At 69.5% G+C, this 15,113-nt stretch carries 22 protein-coding genes; 10 read left to right on the forward strand and 12 right to left on the reverse strand.

The features are described 5' to 3' along the window. Positions 1–3: 3 nt before the first annotated feature. Positions 4–267: a hypothetical protein gene (locus ABS735_RS22905; protein WP_097930480.1), complete on the reverse strand. Its 264-nt coding sequence runs from the start codon at positions 265–267 to the stop codon at positions 4–6. Positions 268–485: 218 nt separating this feature from the next. Between ABS735_RS22905 and ABS735_RS22910 the strand changes: the two genes are divergently transcribed. The 5 genes from ABS735_RS22910 to ABS735_RS22930 all read left to right on the forward strand — a co-directional run bounded on the left by ABS735_RS22910 (position 486) and on the right by ABS735_RS22930 (position 2,144). Beyond that, positions 486–833, forward strand: a complete 348-nt coding sequence (locus ABS735_RS22910; protein ID WP_164181804.1) for an SPDY domain-containing protein — start codon at positions 486–488, stop codon at positions 831–833. Positions 834–921: 88 nt separating this feature from the next. Further along, a complete protein-coding gene (locus tag ABS735_RS22915; protein WP_030881926.1) occupies positions 922–1,134 on the forward strand; it encodes a hypothetical protein in 213 nt (70 codons plus the stop codon). Between the two features lie 76 nt (positions 1,135–1,210). Beyond that, on the forward strand, positions 1,211–1,540 hold the full coding sequence (locus ABS735_RS22920; RefSeq protein ID WP_373901270.1) for an esterase: 330 nt from the start codon (positions 1,211–1,213) through the stop codon (positions 1,538–1,540). 102 nt (positions 1,541–1,642) lie between these two features. After that, positions 1,643–1,879, forward strand: a complete 237-nt coding sequence (locus ABS735_RS22925; RefSeq protein WP_056704972.1) for a hypothetical protein — start codon at positions 1,643–1,645, stop codon at positions 1,877–1,879. 31 nt (positions 1,880–1,910) lie between these two features. Further along, the gene (locus ABS735_RS22930) at positions 1,911–2,144 is read left to right on the forward strand and encodes a hypothetical protein (RefSeq protein ID WP_373900706.1); all 234 of its coding nucleotides are present in this window, start codon (positions 1,911–1,913) and stop codon (positions 2,142–2,144) included. A gap of 71 nt (positions 2,145–2,215) precedes the next feature. Here ABS735_RS22930 and ABS735_RS22935 read toward each other — a convergent pair whose 3' ends face one another. From ABS735_RS22935 to ABS735_RS22975, 9 genes are all read right to left on the reverse strand, one after another. Beyond that, a complete protein-coding gene (locus ABS735_RS22935) occupies positions 2,216–2,620 on the reverse strand; it encodes a hypothetical protein (RefSeq protein WP_373900705.1) in 405 nt (134 codons plus the stop codon). Positions 2,621–2,726: 106 nt separating this feature from the next. Next, positions 2,727–4,487: a relaxase/mobilization nuclease domain-containing protein gene (locus ABS735_RS22940; protein WP_373900704.1), complete on the reverse strand. Its 1,761-nt coding sequence runs from the start codon at positions 4,485–4,487 to the stop codon at positions 2,727–2,729. After that, complete coding sequence (locus ABS735_RS22945) at positions 4,487–5,152, reverse strand: MobC family plasmid mobilization relaxosome protein (protein WP_373900703.1); 666 nt, start codon at positions 5,150–5,152, stop codon at positions 4,487–4,489. Before ABS735_RS22945 ends, ABS735_RS22940 begins: the two co-directional genes overlap by 1 nt. Then, a complete protein-coding gene (locus tag ABS735_RS22950) occupies positions 5,149–5,373 on the reverse strand; it encodes a hypothetical protein (protein WP_003972986.1) in 225 nt (74 codons plus the stop codon). The genes ABS735_RS22945 and ABS735_RS22950 overlap by 4 nt, the downstream gene beginning before the upstream one ends. A gap of 102 nt (positions 5,374–5,475) precedes the next feature. Continuing rightward, positions 5,476–6,540 (reverse strand): DUF2637 domain-containing protein, encoded by a 1,065-nt coding sequence (locus tag ABS735_RS22955; protein WP_373900702.1) that lies wholly within the window; start codon positions 6,538–6,540, stop codon positions 5,476–5,478. Further along, the gene (locus ABS735_RS22960) at positions 6,537–7,103 is read right to left on the reverse strand and encodes a WhiB family transcriptional regulator (RefSeq protein WP_373900701.1); all 567 of its coding nucleotides are present in this window, start codon (positions 7,101–7,103) and stop codon (positions 6,537–6,539) included. The genes ABS735_RS22955 and ABS735_RS22960 overlap by 4 nt, the downstream gene beginning before the upstream one ends. A 118-nt stretch (positions 7,104–7,221) precedes the next feature. Continuing rightward, positions 7,222–7,926, reverse strand: coding sequence for an ATP-binding protein (locus ABS735_RS22965; RefSeq protein WP_373900700.1), 705 nt, complete (start codon positions 7,924–7,926; stop codon positions 7,222–7,224). Then, positions 7,926–8,945 carry a hypothetical protein gene (locus ABS735_RS22970; protein ID WP_373900699.1) on the reverse strand — a complete coding sequence of 340 codons (1,020 nt, stop codon included), beginning with the start codon at positions 8,943–8,945 and terminating at the stop codon, positions 7,926–7,928. Before ABS735_RS22970 ends, ABS735_RS22965 begins: the two co-directional genes overlap by 1 nt. A gap of 1 nt (position 8,946) precedes the next feature. Continuing rightward, positions 8,947–9,273, reverse strand: coding sequence for a transcriptional regulator (locus ABS735_RS22975; protein ID WP_373900698.1), 327 nt, complete (start codon positions 9,271–9,273; stop codon positions 8,947–8,949). Between the two features lie 409 nt (positions 9,274–9,682). On the opposite strand from ABS735_RS22975, the gene ABS735_RS22980 reads away from it, so the two are divergent. Continuing rightward, positions 9,683–10,138, forward strand: coding sequence for a Secondary metabolite protein (locus tag ABS735_RS22980; protein WP_373900697.1), 456 nt, complete (start codon positions 9,683–9,685; stop codon positions 10,136–10,138). Between the two features lie 44 nt (positions 10,139–10,182). On the opposite strand, the gene ABS735_RS22985 is transcribed toward ABS735_RS22980, so the two are convergent. Continuing rightward, complete coding sequence (locus ABS735_RS22985; RefSeq protein WP_373900696.1) at positions 10,183–11,031, reverse strand: helix-turn-helix domain-containing protein; 849 nt, start codon at positions 11,029–11,031, stop codon at positions 10,183–10,185. 339 nt (positions 11,032–11,370) lie between these two features. Here ABS735_RS22985 and ABS735_RS22990 point away from each other — a divergent pair, with 339 nt between their 5' ends. The 4 genes from ABS735_RS22990 to ABS735_RS23005 all read left to right on the forward strand — a co-directional run bounded on the left by ABS735_RS22990 (position 11,371) and on the right by ABS735_RS23005 (position 14,806). Then, on the forward strand, positions 11,371–11,913 hold the full coding sequence (locus tag ABS735_RS22990) for a regulator component (protein ID WP_373900695.1): 543 nt from the start codon (positions 11,371–11,373) through the stop codon (positions 11,911–11,913). Further along, positions 11,910–13,100: an MAB_1171c family putative transporter gene (locus tag ABS735_RS22995; RefSeq protein ID WP_373900694.1), complete on the forward strand. Its 1,191-nt coding sequence runs from the start codon at positions 11,910–11,912 to the stop codon at positions 13,098–13,100. Before ABS735_RS22990 ends, ABS735_RS22995 begins: the two co-directional genes overlap by 4 nt. After that, the gene (locus tag ABS735_RS23000; RefSeq protein WP_373900693.1) at positions 13,093–14,271 is read left to right on the forward strand and encodes a cytochrome P450 family protein; all 1,179 of its coding nucleotides are present in this window, start codon (positions 13,093–13,095) and stop codon (positions 14,269–14,271) included. The genes ABS735_RS22995 and ABS735_RS23000 overlap by 8 nt, the downstream gene beginning before the upstream one ends. A 106-nt stretch (positions 14,272–14,377) precedes the next feature. Further along, positions 14,378–14,806 (forward strand): hypothetical protein, encoded by a 429-nt coding sequence (locus ABS735_RS23005; protein ID WP_373900692.1) that lies wholly within the window; start codon positions 14,378–14,380, stop codon positions 14,804–14,806. A gap of 140 nt (positions 14,807–14,946) precedes the next feature. Here ABS735_RS23005 and ABS735_RS23010 read toward each other — a convergent pair whose 3' ends face one another. Continuing rightward, positions 14,947–15,087: a hypothetical protein gene (locus ABS735_RS23010; RefSeq protein WP_373900690.1), complete on the reverse strand. Its 141-nt coding sequence runs from the start codon at positions 15,085–15,087 to the stop codon at positions 14,947–14,949. Positions 15,088–15,113: the final 26 nt, after the last annotated feature.

A 15,113-nucleotide genomic window follows, 5' to 3' on the forward strand; every position in this document is an offset into this window, starting at 1 on the left:
CGCTTAGCTCCGATTCTCGTCGCGGTGGCCCTCTTCGGCCCGGGGGCCCACCGCGCGGGCCAGCTCCTCCACCGTCAGCTCCACGCGCCGGCCTTCGGCGACCCGGCGCTCCACCGTCTCCTCGTCCGGCCACCGGTCGGGCTGTGCGCCGACTCCCCACTGACCGTCGGCGACCATCGCGATGTCGCCCACGGTCCAGGGCCGTCCGGCGGCGCGGATCTTGCGTTCCAGTCCGGCGCCGTCCCAGTGTCTGCTCGCCTCGGCCATCCCCTGCTCTCCTTCACCGACGTGCGGTCCCTCACCGCAACCCAGGTACGACAACCGCGGTCGCCGATCCATTCCCGTCCCGCCGACCGCTCGCTGGTGGTCTCCAGTTCGCCCACGGCAGACGGCATCCCCGGGGAAACGACTACGCACTTCGTCATGTCGCATGCCAACGTACGGGTGTCGGGAAAACCGCAGGTCAACGAAGGGATCGTCCAACCGTGAACGCCTCTGCCACCCTCCTGCCCGCCGTCGTCCGCCCCGCCGTGGAAGACCGCCAATGGCTCTCCTCCGACCACTGCGCCGCTCCGGTGCTCGACCTCTTGGACGGTCTCGGCTGGACGATCGCCGAGACCCCGGAGGCCAACATTCACATGACCAGCCCGGAGGGCGGCGTCTACGTCGGCTGGCTTCCCGAAGACCCCTCCGCCTGGGCGCGCGAGATCGTCTGGCGCGTCCAGGTGCTGCCCGCCGACGGCGAGGTATGGGTCCAGGAGTTCGGCGTCCACACCCCTTCCGAGGCCGTCGCCGGATTCCTCGCCGCCCTCGTCACCCACTCCTCGCGCTGACCGCCGGACCACGGGGCGGGCCGACGACGGCCCACCCCGTGCACCGCGCTGGTTCCGGCCCTGTCCCCTACTGCTCTCGGAGTTTCCCTTGCCTCAGTATCTGACCGTCGGCCACCTGCTCCGCCAGCTCCAGGAACTCGACCCCAACCTGCCTGTCCGTCTCGCCATCAACCCCGACTTCCCCTTCGCCCACTTCGTCGGAGCCGAAGTCGTCGTCCGCGACGGCAAGGCGTACATCGCCGACGACGGCCAGGAGGACTACCTCCCGGTGGGGGCGCGCGACGCCCTCACCTGGGCTTGATCGCTTCCCTACCACCACGGAGGCTTCCATCTCGTCCCTCTCGCGCCCCGCGCTGCACGATGTCGCCGTGCGCCCCATGCCGTACGGCGTGCACAGCGCGCTTCTCCAGCGCATCTCCGCCCGCCCCGACGGCCCCCTCGACATCACCTGGCTCGCTGCCGAAACCCCCCAACTTCCCCTCGGGCGCATCCGGCTGCGCTGGGAGCCCGCTTCGCGCAGCGGCTGGGACGTCACGGCGTACCTGGGGCTGACCACGACCGAGGTGCTCCTCGGTTCCTGGCTCGCCGCCCCGGACGACTGGCCACGCCTGGTCCGTCCGACCCTGTACGAGGTGACCGGCCTGTGCGCCGCCCTCTCATTCGCGACCGACGCACTCGACCTCTCCAACCGGCTCTCCGGAGTCTGACCGAGGACCGCCGAAGGCCGCCCCATGCCGCTCAGGCAGGGGCGGCCTCGTCGTGCGTCCACCCGTTCGTTGCGTACGCTCGACCTGACGAAGGAGAACACCATGGCCGACGACCAGAGGCTCTGGGGATACCCGGAGGTCGCCGCCCACCTGGGTATCAGCGTCGGCGCGACCCGCAGCCGCAAGAGCCGGGGCAGCCTGCCCTCGCCCGACGACGACAGCGTTCCGGACCGTCCCCGCTGGAAGCCGTCCACGTTCCAGAACTGGAGGCCGGTCGGCCGGGGATTTCGCAGCGACCTGCACAGCTCCCCCCGACAGGAGACCACGTCGACCGACTGACCGAGCGGGTGCTCGCCCGTAGGCTGCGGGCATGACACCCGACTCGCAGATGTCCTCGCCCCCGTTCCCCTCGACCGACAACGCCGTACTCGGGTTGATCGTCGGCGGAGCCATCGAGTCAGTCCGTAGCGGCGAGGCCACCGTGGAGGAGGCCATCCTGCATGCGGCGGTCCACGGCTGGTACGAGGGACACGTCCAGGGTGAAGACGAGTGCCCGGGGTGCGACTTCCGGGGTGGGCTGGCGAAGGACAGCGCACGCAGCTGAACCTCACCTGCACGCCAAGGGGCGCCACCGACATGCCGGTGGCGCCCTTCGGCGTTCCGTCTGGTGCTCGCCTACTCCAGGTAGATGCCGGCGAATACGCCGTCGAACCCGAGCGCGGTCAAGCCCGCCTCGACACTCGGGTAGGTCGTCCCGTGCGGGCCGCCGACCAGGGCATCGAAGTCGGCGCGACTGATCTCGGGCTCGAGCCACTGGTTGCCGCATCGGCACCGGACCCAGACGTTGCGCCCGTGGTTGATGAGCAGCCAGTCGCGTCGGGCACGGCAGGCGGAGCACATCACGGGGATGCCGCCGAGAGCGAGTTCGCGTGAGTGGCCGACGCAGCGAATTGCCCCGGGGCCGTCGGCCGACCGCATCTCGGCCTGGACCTGCAGCAGGGGGTCGGTGCCAGTGGGGACGACGGGCAGGACGGGTGCCGGCTCCGTGGTGCGGGTAGTGGTTCTGAGCACGAGCGTCATCTCCCGGTTGTTGGTCCTGTCTTCATCCGTAACAGCCGGTGGAACCGGCTGTCCATACATTTCGCGGCGTCCGCTCGGACGGTGGTCCACGTCCGGTTCGACGTGGTCAGCGACGTGGCGAGCGGCGGTTGGGGTCTTGAGCAGTCCCAAGCGGTACGGCTGCCGTCGCGTTTCGTTCACTGGTGCGGCTGCTCGGCGTGGTGGCCTGGCGGGTGGCGGCCTGCGGACGATGGGCACCGTCACCCGGGTGTGCCGGGAGCTGGGCGATGCGCCGCAGGCGCCAGACCAGGACGTCGTTCACGTCATCGGCGCTGTCGAGTTCGCGCATGTCGACGGCCTGGCGCAGGAGGGCTTCGGAGTCGTGCCCTGCCCGCTCGGCCTGGGCGAGGGTGGCGACCAAGGCGTCGGTCCTCGCTTCCGTGCCTCCCGTCCGTACGACGTTCTCGGGCAGGACGGCGCGAAGGGTGGCCTCGTGCATGAGGCGCTGGGCGTCAGGAAGGGCACGGCCTTGGTCGTGCAGCATGCGCATCGGGGTGGCGGCGGCCTGCCGGTAGGCGGTGCGCAGGTGCGCGGCGGCTTGTCGGGCGGCGTGGGCCTGCTGGGCGTGTCCGCGGGCGGAGTGCCAGCGGGCGGCGGCGAGGGTGACGAGGACGAGGGTGGAGACGAGCATGGCGGTGGTGCCGCCGTCCTCGCCTCGGCCGAGCGCCCCGCCGGCCTGGACAATGCCTCGGGCGGCTGAGCGGAGGGCTCGGGTGTCGGCGCGTTCGGCGCGGACATGACTGCGGGTTGCCCGTTCGAAGGCGCGAGCTGCGGCGGCCAGCTCGGTGCGGGTAGTGGCCGGTGAGGTCTGAGCCACTGCGTCGAGGAGTTCTCCGACGCCGACGAGCTGGGGGGCGGCCTCGCCGTCCTCGTCGCGTTCCAGGAGCGTGGCCGAGCGCTCTGCGATGACGGTGGCGTTGCGTCGTTGACGGGCGGGCGGTGACCAGTTCGTCCGGTCAGCGCCGACCGCGGGCGCGCTCGGCTCGGCGGCCCCGTCGGTGAGGCGTAGTCGGATCTTCGGAAGGGAGAGGTCGGGGCCCAGTTTGGAGCCGGGGTACCAGACCGAGTCTCCGTCGCGGTTGCGGTCGCCGGGCAGGGCCACGTTGTAGCCGAGCGCGTCACCGGACGGTGCGTGCCGCAGCCTCACCCGTACCCCCGCTTCTCGGAGCCGCGTGAAGAACTCCTCTTCCGAATCCGCTCCCGCCACGGCTCGACGAACGGCCTCGCGGAGCGTCTCGCGCGAGGTCTCCGGGCGGCCGGTGCGCTCGGCCTTGAACCTCTCGGCGCTACTGGGATTCTTCGCTGCGGTTCCGTCGCCCGCGTTCAGGCGCCGCAGGCCCATATCCTTCTCGATGCGGCGGCATTCGGCCTGGGCCTTGTTGAAGTCGTAGTTCAGGCGCGGGTTGCGCAGGTCGCCGCGTACGAGGGTGGCGACGATGTGGATGTGGTCCTCCGCGTGGCGGGCGGCGATCCACCGGCAGCCGTCGGGGTCTCCAGCCGGGGCGATGCCGGTGGCGTGGACGATGCGCTGGGCGACGGCGTTCCACTCCTCGTCGTCCAGCCGCCGGTCCCCGGGGGCGGTGCGGACCGAGCAGTGCCAGACGTGCTTGGCGGGTGCGCGGTCGCCGGCCTGCTTGACCCGCAGGTCCAGGGCGGCGGTGAGCCGGGCGAGGGTGACCTTCGGGTCGGGGTCGCGGCCGGGGTCGGGGGCGAAGCCGTCCCAGGAGCCGACGAGGTGTGCGTCGGTGTGCTCCTCGCGCCGTCCGGGGCCGTACAGGTAGACGAGGAGGCCGTGGGTGCGGGAGCCGCGTCCGATGTCGGGAACCATCACAGCCGCCGGGTCACCAGGTCGTTCGCCGCGTCATCGACGCGGGCGAGAAGTCCGGTCAGCGCGCCCAGGGCGTGTTCGAGTTCACCGGCGCGCGGCTGGCCACCGCTGTTGAGGACGAAGGCGATCTGGTTGATGTTGTTGCCGATGCGGGCCAGCGCGGTGCGCAGAGCGGCGAGTTCGTCGATGGCGGTGTCGAGCTGGTCGTTGCTGTGCACAGCGGCGCATCCGCGGGCGGCGCTCAGGCCGGAGACGGCGAGGAAGCGGGCGACGGTGACGCCGCGCTTGGTGGCGGCCTCGGCGATCTCGGTCTTCTCGGTGTCGGAGAGGCGGGTGGTCGTCTTGCGGGTGCGCTCGCTGGGGTTGCGGGTGCGGCGGCGCGGTTTGCGGTCGGGGTAGGCGGGCGTGCTCGGGCTCGGCTGCTCGCGGTGGTCGTCGCGATCGGCTTCTCCCCCGGTGACCGGCGCCCCCTGGTGCCGGTTGCCCGGTTGGTCCCCGTGCGCCCTCGCTCGGGAACCAGCCGGGCTTCCCCCGCCCTCCTGGGCGGGGGCAAGTGCGTACGTCGGGCCGTAGGACCGTCGTACGCGATAGCTTGCTCCGCCAGGAGCCGTGGTGGGGTCACGCTGCTGTCCAGCGGAGGTGGCCACCGGGTCGTCGGTGTTCACCGGCTCGTCTCCGGGTCCTGCTGCTGGATTTCGCGGACGAGTTCCTCGATCCAGTCCATGGCCAGGACGGGGTGGTGCAGGGTCCAGGGCCGGTCGTGCTGCTCGCGTTGCACGATCCAGGTGGTGTCGGGGCCGGACTGGGCGCGGTGGAGGTGTCCGTGCTGGTGCAGGACGGTCAGCCAGGAGTCGACTTCGGCGGGCGTGGCCGGGTGAGTGCGCATCGGGTGCTCTCCGCTTCTGCTGTGGCGGGGTGTGTCGGTGACATGCGGAGTGGGTGACCGGCCGGGGCCACCGGTTCGGTCACCCACTCCGTGGAGGTTCGGTCAGGGCCGGTAAGTGACCGGCTGGCGGTGCTGCTCGCGCAGCTGAGCCATCAGCGCGGTCAGGGTGTCGCTGGACAGCGGGATCTGCTGACCTCGGATCGCCTGGGCGACCACCTTGCGGGTCAGTTTGTCCTCGGCCCTGACCGCCGACCGGGCGATCGCCAGCAGCTCCTCGGTGTCCGGGTCAGGACGCCGGTCACCAGTCGGCCGAGCGGCCCGGTCAGTGACCGGCAGCGAGGTGACCGGCGGGGCACTGACCCCCGCCGGGCTGCCCTGGTCATCGCCGACCGGGGCCGCACTGCCGGGGCGGTCAGCGACCGGCCGACCCTTGTCCGCCTGTCCCGGCAGGTCAGGGGCACCGTGGCTGTGGTTGTGGTGGTCGGTGACCGACTGGCCGCTGGTCGCCGGGGGCGAGTCTCCGGTCACTGACCGGGCGGCGGTGTCCTCGTCGGGCGAGGACAGCGGCAGCCGGTCGGTCAGAGCGGTGACCGACTGACCGGACTTGACCTGACCGGCCGCTGACCGCTGCTGACCGGCTCGGTCGGTCCGGGTGACCTCGATGGCGTCGCCCCGGTCGGTCTGACCGAGGCGACCGGGCTGACCGCGGTTCTGCCGGTCAGTGTCCTCGACCGGGCCCCGGGCAATGAGGATGTAGAGGTGGACCGCTCCGGCCAGCGCGAGCGGGGCGATGGTGGAGAGCACCGCGACCACCGCGTCACCGAGCTGGAGGCCGGTGCCGGCGACCGTGTCCTGGTTGATGCGCACCGCGTGGAGTGCGTTGGCCCAGATGCTGGCGGCGGTGGCCGTGCCGAAGAGCGTCCAGACGTAGAGCCGGGCGCGCAGTGGTGCGTTGCGCAGGACCAGGAGGGCTCGGATGCCGTAGGCGATGAACCCGTCGATCACCAGGGGGAACAGGTAGGTAAGGAAGCCTCGGATATGGATGGCGACGGCCATCTGCTGCAGGGCGTCATACGACAGCGCGCATCCCGCGCCCCCGAGGGCCACGACAGCCGCGCGGTCCCACCCGGATATGTGCGCCGTCTTCGGCGCGCTTGCGGTGTTCATGCCGCCGTCCCGAAGTCGTCGCAGATCAGGCGCTCGCCGGTGGTCTCGGGGGATGGGGTGTTCGTGGTGGGCTGGTTCAGGGTTCGGTTGCGCTCGGCCCGGCGGATTTCGCGGTATCGCTTTTTGGCGTGCTCCTCGGTGACCTTCAGAAGCCAGGCCAGGCGCTGCTCGCTCACACCGTGGCGGTAGGCCGCGTACTCGACCGCGCGGCGCTCCGCGTGGGTGAGGTGCACGTCGCGCCCGGCGATGGTCGCATTGACGCGGCTGTAGTCGAGGCGGCTGGCGAGCTTGTCGTGCAGCGGCCCGCGCTCCTCCTCTGTCAGGCCGCCACGGATCCCGTCGGTGTCACCCCCTTCGAGAGCGGCGTCCAGGCAGGTTCGGCGGACCGGGCACTGGCCGCACAGAGCCTTGGCCGTGGCGATCTTGGCGGTCTCGTCAGGCTCGGGGAAGAAGACTTCGGGGTCCACTGGGTTGTACTCGGTGCTCTGGCAGACGGCGTCGGCCTGCCAGGTCTGGTCGCCGAGCTGACGGTGGTGGGCAGGGCTGTTCATCGTGCTGGTCATGCGGGGTGCTCCGATCGCTCTCCGCGCGCAGGGGCGTCGGCGGAGAGGTGCGCTGGCGGTAAGTGCCCGGGGGGACGGCGCTACGAGGGCGCGGTCCGGCGGGGTGGCCTGTGGAGGGTCAGGCGGCGGCGCCGTGGCGTCTGCGGTCGACGGCCTCGAACTCGACTCGGGTGGTCATCTGCGCGAGCCTGCTGGCGACGCGATCCCCGAGGTAGGAGCGCAGGTCCTTGATCGCCAGGTTGGTCGTGATCAACGTGGGGAGTTCGTAGTTGTACCGCCGGTTGATCAGCCGGTACGTGATCTCCTCGACCCATTCGCTCGCCTTGGCCGCGCCGAGGTCGTCGATGATCAGCAGCGGGCAGCGGCTGACCGCCGCCAGTTCCCGCTCGCTGTCGACCCCGGGCCGGGGGCGGAGATTGGCGTAGAGGTCGGCAGCGGTGGTCGCGCGCCAGCGAACACCGACCCCGCTGTTGACCAGCGCTCGGACTGCGCCGTACGCCTGGTGTGTCTTGCCCGCGCCGACGACCCCGGCCATCAGCAGGCTAGGTCCGGTGGTGACCTGTCGTCGGGCTCCTCGGCTGGGTGCGACGGCCGCGTCGGTGACCTTCCGGACCCACTCCAGGACCGTGGGGTGGTCGACGACAGCCGCCTGATAGCGCGGGGGCAGCCCGGCGAGCAGGGCGTCCAGCGGTGAGAAGGGCTCGGCGTCGTCCGGCAGCGCGGCGTCGGCCGGGTCGATGTTGCGGGCGGCCAGGATCCTGGCCATGCGCTCCAGGACGGTTTCGTTGCCGAGGAGCTGGGGTTCGCGGTGACGGGTGTGCATCACAGCTCCTCGGCGTAGGCGGCAGACGCGTTGGCCGGGTTGGTCCACGCCTGGTGGGCGGGCACGTTAGGCCGGATTCCCGGCCGCGCCAAACCGCCGGGGCGAGCGTTCATCGCCTCGTTGACCATGCTGGTCAGCACGCTCGGGTGCTTGGGGTTGGCCGCAAAGTTCGCCAGCCCGGCTCGTATGTGCGCCGGTGCGATGCCCTCGTCCAGGAGCTTCTTGATGATCCGCCCGAGGTGCCCGATCACGTCGCTCGGGGGGCGCTGGTCGCACCCGGCGACGTACTCCCCGACGAGGTCCTTGGCGGAGACGCCGGCTTCGGGCGCTGTGCGCCCCGTAGGGACAAGAGATCCAGGATCCAAGATCCTAGATCCAGGCGCCGAGCCTTCGGAGAGGCTTCGCGGAAGGTTCGGGGAGCCGTCGGGGACAACCCTCTGACCTGCACTTCTTACTCCAGTCCGCCCGGGTGCGCTGATGGCTCCGTCGGCGGCCTCCTGTCGGCCGGCGGCTGACCCGTCTGCCTGTTCCGGCACCGTCGAGGCGGGTGCGACAGGCAGATCGAGGGCTCGGGGTGCCCTCGCCGAGGTCTCGGCGAGTCCTCGGGGAGTGGTGGGTGAGCCCTCCGCCCTCCGGGTGCAGGAGCCCTTGCAGGGTGCGCACCGGTCGGCAGCCTGGTGCTGCGGGCACGAGGGCAGGCGCGACTGGCTCGGCTTGTCGATCTTCTGGTGCTCGGACCAAGTCACGATGTGGAGGTAACGGCGGCCGTCGCATCCGGTGTACCGGCAAATCAGTCCGGCGTTCGCAAGCTGGTGGAGGTCGTCCTCGACGTGGACCGAGGTGTGCTCGGCGCGCAGGGGCCAGAGGAGCCCTGCGATGATCGCGGCGTTGTCCCGGTGGCGGCCGTGGTCGTCTGCCTGGGTGAGCAGGCCGAAGAAGGTCCTCTCGGCCGTCACGGTCACTTCGGCAAGTGACTCGGAGGTGAACGCCTCCGGCTTGACGGTTCGGATCCGGGCCATGTCAGCGGCCCCGATCGGCGGCGACCAGGTCGCTGCGTGTGAGGGTGGCGTCGGCAAGGCGGAAGGTGTGCGGGCGCATCCAGTCCACCTCCGGCCAGACCCGCAGGATCCAGCGTGCCGCGACCCTGGCGGTGGGGCGGCCCAGCTCCTTGGTCCTACCGGCCTCGTCCCTGACGACGGCGTGGAGGTGAAGCCATGTCTGCGCCGGATCGGTGAGGCTGACCCGGATCGTGGCCGCTCCCGGGATCATGTCGGCGAGCTGGGCGGCGAGGCGGCGCGGACGGCCGTCGTCCGCGCAGGCCAGGTTTCCGCTCGGCGTGGCGAGCATGCGATACTCCGTTGTTCGTAGGAGCGCGGTGCGGCGGTCTCGTGCAAGAAGCCCTGCCGCCCGCGTGATGTGAATCGGCATCTCTTGGGGTGCCGGCCCGGCGCTTGGGAGTTGGTAGCTCCCGGGCGCCGGTTTTTTGCTCCGCGTTCTCATGGCCCGTGTGCGCGCATGCCCTGCTCCTTCTGGTCCGTTCCGACTGATGATCCGGTTGCTGAGGGACCAAGACCATATGGGGACCCCCTGGCACAAGTCCAGACTCATTGCACCCACCCCCACCAGGGGCGGAACATTCAACTGGACGACCGCGATGGTCAACGTACACTGCAATCACGCGCGGCCGTCAACTACGGTGGCAGCACACGGAGCGAGATTGGGTGCCGCCGCCACTGGGGTGGATACGATGACGGGCATGACGAAGGGCTGGGGGATGACCACCGAGAAGAGCTTCGCGGAGCTGCTCGACCACCTATTCAAGACGGTGCACCCCCAGGGGCGCGGCCCGTACACGTACGCGGAAGCCTCGAAGGGCATCCGTGACGCCTCCGGCGTGACTATCTCCGCTAGCGCCATCCAGCAGCTCCGTACCGGAACCAACAAGAACCCCAAGATGGAGACAATCCGGGCTCTGGCCGGGTTCTTCGGGGTACAGCCGAGCTACTTCTTCGACAAGGGCGAAGCCGAGCGGCAGCATGCCGAGATTCAGCTTCTTGCCGCAATGCGAGATCACGACGTACGGCGGATCGCCCTGCGCGCCAACGGGCTCAGCGCGGGGAGCCTGACCATGCTGGCCAGCGTGATCGACCAGGCGCGTCGGCTCGAGGGGATGCCGGAGCCGGAGGACTCGGACCTGCTCGACGACGAGTGACGTCGCCGACCTGAGACTCGAGGCGCACCTGCTTCACGATCCGATCAGATACCGTCGGCACATTCCGGCCCCTCCAGCAGCACGACGACGCGGAGGGTGTCGCTGCGCATCGGCCGGAGAGCCACGACGCGGATGGCAGCCTCGCGCCCCTGGTGGTACGGGAGTCTGAGACGTCGAAGGACACCGTGGGAGTGCTCGACCACATCTGGGCGATCCCACATCTCCCGCGCGGCCGACGACCCGGCAAGAATGTCCCGCTCCAGGTTAAGCAGCCCACTGTCCTGCGGATGGTGGGCCCGCTCATAGCGGAGTCGCCCCAGGAAGGGGCGCGCCCAGTCCTGCTCCCACGCCACGAGCTGCTCGCGAGCCTCCGTCGCGAGGAACGTCCACCTCATCAGATTGGCGCCCTGATCGACGGTCCAGGGGAACCAGTTCCGCAGCTGCTGGTTGTGGGCAATCATGTTCCAGGCCAGGTCCGTCGCGAAGGCCGGCGCGGGGTTCTGGAGGTCCAGGAACCGTTGGAGCAGCGTCGCATCCACCGGCACAACCGCCCCTGCCCCCGGTGATGCGGCAAGAGCTGGCGGACGACCGACCGATTTCAGGTACAGCGCGCGGCGCTCCGCAGGGTTGAGCCGGAGCACCGACGAAACCTGATCAAGGAAATCGACCGAGTAGTCCGCTTTGATTCCGCGCTCCAGTGCGCCGTACCAGCGGACACTCACTCCGGCCAGGCGAGCTACGTCGTTCTGCGTCAGCCCCCTACCCCGCCGCCCCGTGGCCATCAATCCTGGAACCTTCAGCGGGTCGATACGCCTCCGCCAGAATCGCAGCAGATCGGGCAAAGGTTCACCGCCGGGATCGACGCTCTTGCCCTGCTCACCCCGAGCATCCATGACCTGAAATTAGACCCCGCCGCTCGGTGACATGCGCCACAGTGCATCGCGAATCGCAGCCAATGGATCATGAATCAGTCATTCAGCGTAGTCGGACATAACGGATGGTCAATCGTTCAAGTAATCTGACGGGCCGACACATGGGCCCGCAAGGCTGGGCGTCATCCCGCCTCGAAGGAAGACCGAAAGGCGAGCAGCGCCGGGAGGGCGACCCGCCCTGACTCACCTTCCGTGATCGGAACTGCGGCTTCCGGGAACTGTGAGTTCCGCCTTCCTCTTGGCATCCTCGTGTTCGCTCACCAGAAGTTGGCGCACAGCCGAGGCCGAGGGGGAAGCGTCATGCCCTTGCCGGAAAATCACGAGAGCCAACTGCGTAGTTGGTGCGAGGAACAGGTCGATCTTCTGAGACTGCCGCACCGTTTCAGCACGCGCGAATTGCGAGAGGCCATAGCCGAAAAGCGCGGGAAGCCAATCATTCTGCAACCGCTGGACACGCTCGGCGTGGTCGACGCACCCTGTGGCATAAGGCTGGAGATGCTGGAGGCCGACCTCCTCTTCTATGAGGAAGGCACCTCCGTGCACCACCAACGTCACATCCTCACGCACGAACTGTGCCATGTGTACTGCGATCATCCCGGCAGTCTCGAGATCGACATGCAGACGGCCCGCGCTCTCGGGGTCAACCCCACCCTGGCGATGCGCATGTCGGGGCGAACCAACTACTCGACAACCGACGAGCGGCAGGCCGAGATGATGGCCTCGGTCATCCGCCGGCGCATTTATCGCGATCGCGAATCTCCATCCCTTCGGCCGGAAAGAGGGCCGGACAGTTGGGACGCGCTCTTCGCCCAGCCCGTCAGGAGAGGGCGGCTCCGCCGATGAACTACGTCTTCCTTGGTATGTCACTCCTGCTCGCTGCGGCCAGCGGCTACTGGGTGTTCGGCCGAGGGACGCCCCGCCCCACCGGTACGTGGGCCATGGGCGGGCTCCTCGGAGCTTTCGCCCTGGCCTTCGCCTCCTACGCACCGCTGATCGAAAACGCCGTCGAGGCGCTCGTGCCCCACATCGCCCGGCTGCTGAGCAACTGCGCGTCACTGGGAGCCGCTGCGGCGGTCGTGGCCGTCATCCTCCAGCTCAACCTGGACCCCGCGGAAGCCCGACGACTCATCCGGGTGCGTCTCGCTCTGCTTGTCACGGCGGTCGCCGGCATGACGCTCCTGTTCACCTACGAGCAGTTCACCAACCGGTCGCCCCAGGCGTACGCCCTCTACCTGCTCCTGTACATCTCCTACCTGGGCTTCGCGGTCATCGACTTCCTCGTCCAGGCCGTACGCCAGTCGGCGTCGACGCGCCGAGGCAGCGTCCGGATCGGCCTTCGCGTTGCGGCGACCGGCTGCGTCTTCGCCCTGATCTACGTCGCCTACAAGACGACGCGGCTCGTCGACCTGGGCTTGGGGCTGGGGCTCATCGACAGCACTGTGGAGTGCTCGACCTTGGTCGGCAGGTGTGCCTTCAGCGTCACTGCCCCGGCGCTCGCGGTCCTGCTGATCTGCCTCGGCCTGACCTTGCCCACCGTGGCCTACCCGATCAGCCAGGCACGCCGGCGACGCTGGGAAGTCCAGTCCTTCGAGGCGCTCGACCCCCTGTGGCAGGACCTGTCAACCGCCATGCCTCACATCATCCTGTCGCCCGCGCGCACCGAGGACGTGTCGACCGACTCGGACTTCCTGCTCCAGCGGCGGGTCATCGAGATCAGCGACGGCGTCCTCGCTCTACGGCCATACCGATCCCGGGAGGTGCAGGAAGCGGTCCAGGACACCGTCGACGCTGGAACGGCGCACGGCGCCGCAACAGTCGAGGCGGCCATTCTGAGGGCGGCGCTCGCCGACCGAAAGGCCGGCCGGGTCCCTGACAACGTTGCTCCGCGATCGGCGGAGGCCGCCTCCCGCAAGGACCTGCAGGGGGACACGGAGTGGCTCCTCCTGGTGGCCTCCGCCTACGCCCGCCACGCGGGGCGTGTCGCCGACGACGGCCGACCGGAACCCGTTGGAGCCTGGGATCATGACTGACCCGACGAAGGGCCCCCACTTCCTCCGGGACCCCTATCCGACGTATGAGGCCATGCGCTCCGCGTGCCCGGTGCAGCCTCTGCAGGCCGACTCCGGCGGACGCCCCGGCTACCTGGTCACCGGCTACGCGGAAGCCCGGGAAGCCCTCGGCGACGCCCGACTGTCGAAGGACACCGCCGTCTTCTTCGCGGGCAAGAAGTCACGACGCCGTCTGCACCCCGCGATCGCCCAAACCATGCTGGCCAGCGATCCGCCCCGGCACACCCGGCTGCGCAAACTGGTGACCAAGGCGTTCACCAGGAGGGCCGTCGCACAACTGCGCCCGTTCATCACTCGGGTCACCGACAGCCTGCTGGACCAGTGGCGCACCAACGAGCCGTTCGACGTCGTGGCCGGCCTGGCAGTGCCGCTGCCGGTCACCGTGATCTGCGAATTGCTCGGAGTGCCGCCGGCCGACCGGTCCGATGTCCAGCGCTGGTCCGCTGAACTGTTCGCGGCGGGAGAGCCCGGCGTCATCGACGCGGCCTCACACGCGATGGCCGACTACATGACAGACCTCGTCGCCGACAAACGGCAAGACCCCGGCAGGTCCTTCCTCGACCGGCTCATCTCGGCGCGCGACGGAGACGACCACCTGAGCGAGGAGGAACTGGTCTCCATGGCCGTGCTGCTGCTCGTAGCCGGACACGAGACCACCACCAACGCCCTTGGCAACGCCCTCCTCGCGCTGCTCCAGCACCCAGCCGAGCTGGATCGCCTCCGTGGAAATCCCGACGAGATCCCCGCCGCACTGGACGAACTGCTCCGCTTCGACTCCGCGGTGAGTACAGCCACCTTCCGGTTCACCACGGAAGCCGTCACGCTCGGCGGCACCGATGTCCCGGCCGGCACCCCGCTCCTGGTCGCCCTCGGGGCAGCCAACCGGGACCCTACGCGGTTCCCGGCGCCGGATCAGCTCGATCTGAACCGCAACGCGACTGCTCACCTTGCCTTCGGCCACGGCATCCACCGCTGCGTCGGTGCGCCCCTGGCCATGGCCGAGCTCGAGATCGCTCTTCGGGCGGTACTGGCCCGCTTCCCCGGAATCAGCCTTGCCGTACCGGCAGAGCTGCTGGAGTGGCGACGAACCCGTCTCGTACGCGGACTTGTGTCCCTTCCCGTCCTGGCGTGACGGCGAGCCAATGAGGTTGGGCTCCGCCCCCGCCTTGCTGAACTTCATGTGGCTATGTCGGATAACTGCCTGACAGGTAAGGGGCCCGTCGGGTAAATCTGTGCGGGTGACCGACTCCATGCCTCCCGAGGACGGCAAGACCATCTCCTTCTCCGAGAAGGCGAAGAGCTGGTGCGGGAAGAACAAGCCGAAAATCCGCGTCGCTCTTGGCGTGACCCTGACCGTGGGCCTGGCTGTGTTCGCCCATCTCCAAGAGAGAGCGGACGCCGAGAGGTACGACGCCAAGGACGTCAAGGATCCCGAGTCCTTCGCCGCTCGCGAAGCCATTCAGGAGCCCCGTCAGTCCCTTCTCGACCCTGACCGCGACCCGTTCCTCCGCAAGCTCTTCCCCGGCCACCACGCCAGCGAGGAGGCCAACGCGAGGTACAGGGAACGGTGGGGCTGCGACCTCCCCCCTGGTTATACCTACGTTCGCCGGTGGTTCTACCCGAGCCAGGACGGCGAATTCGACGCCCCTGGCGAAGTCGCCGCCTGAGTTCCTGGACGAGGTCTGCTGCGGCTTCTCACCGCCTATGCAGCACCAGCAGGGCTCTGCCAGTGAGCTGGCGGCCCAACAGTTCGCCGCGCCCGGAAAGTCCTCGGGGCGTACGGAGCGGCCCTCGATTCGTACGAACGTCAGGGTGCCCGGTCCATCGGCTCGGGCACGGGGCGGCCCGGGGTCTTGGCACGTATCACGGCGCTGGTCCGCCCGGCCAGCCGCGAGGCCTGTCCGTACAGCCGTCGGATGGGGACCAGGAACGGCTTGGGCTCGGTCATGCCGGAGCCCCTGACCGGGGGTGCGG

Source organism: Streptomyces sp. MMCC 100 (genome assembly GCF_041538145.2).
GTDB lineage: Bacteria > Actinomycetota > Actinomycetes > Streptomycetales > Streptomycetaceae > Streptomyces.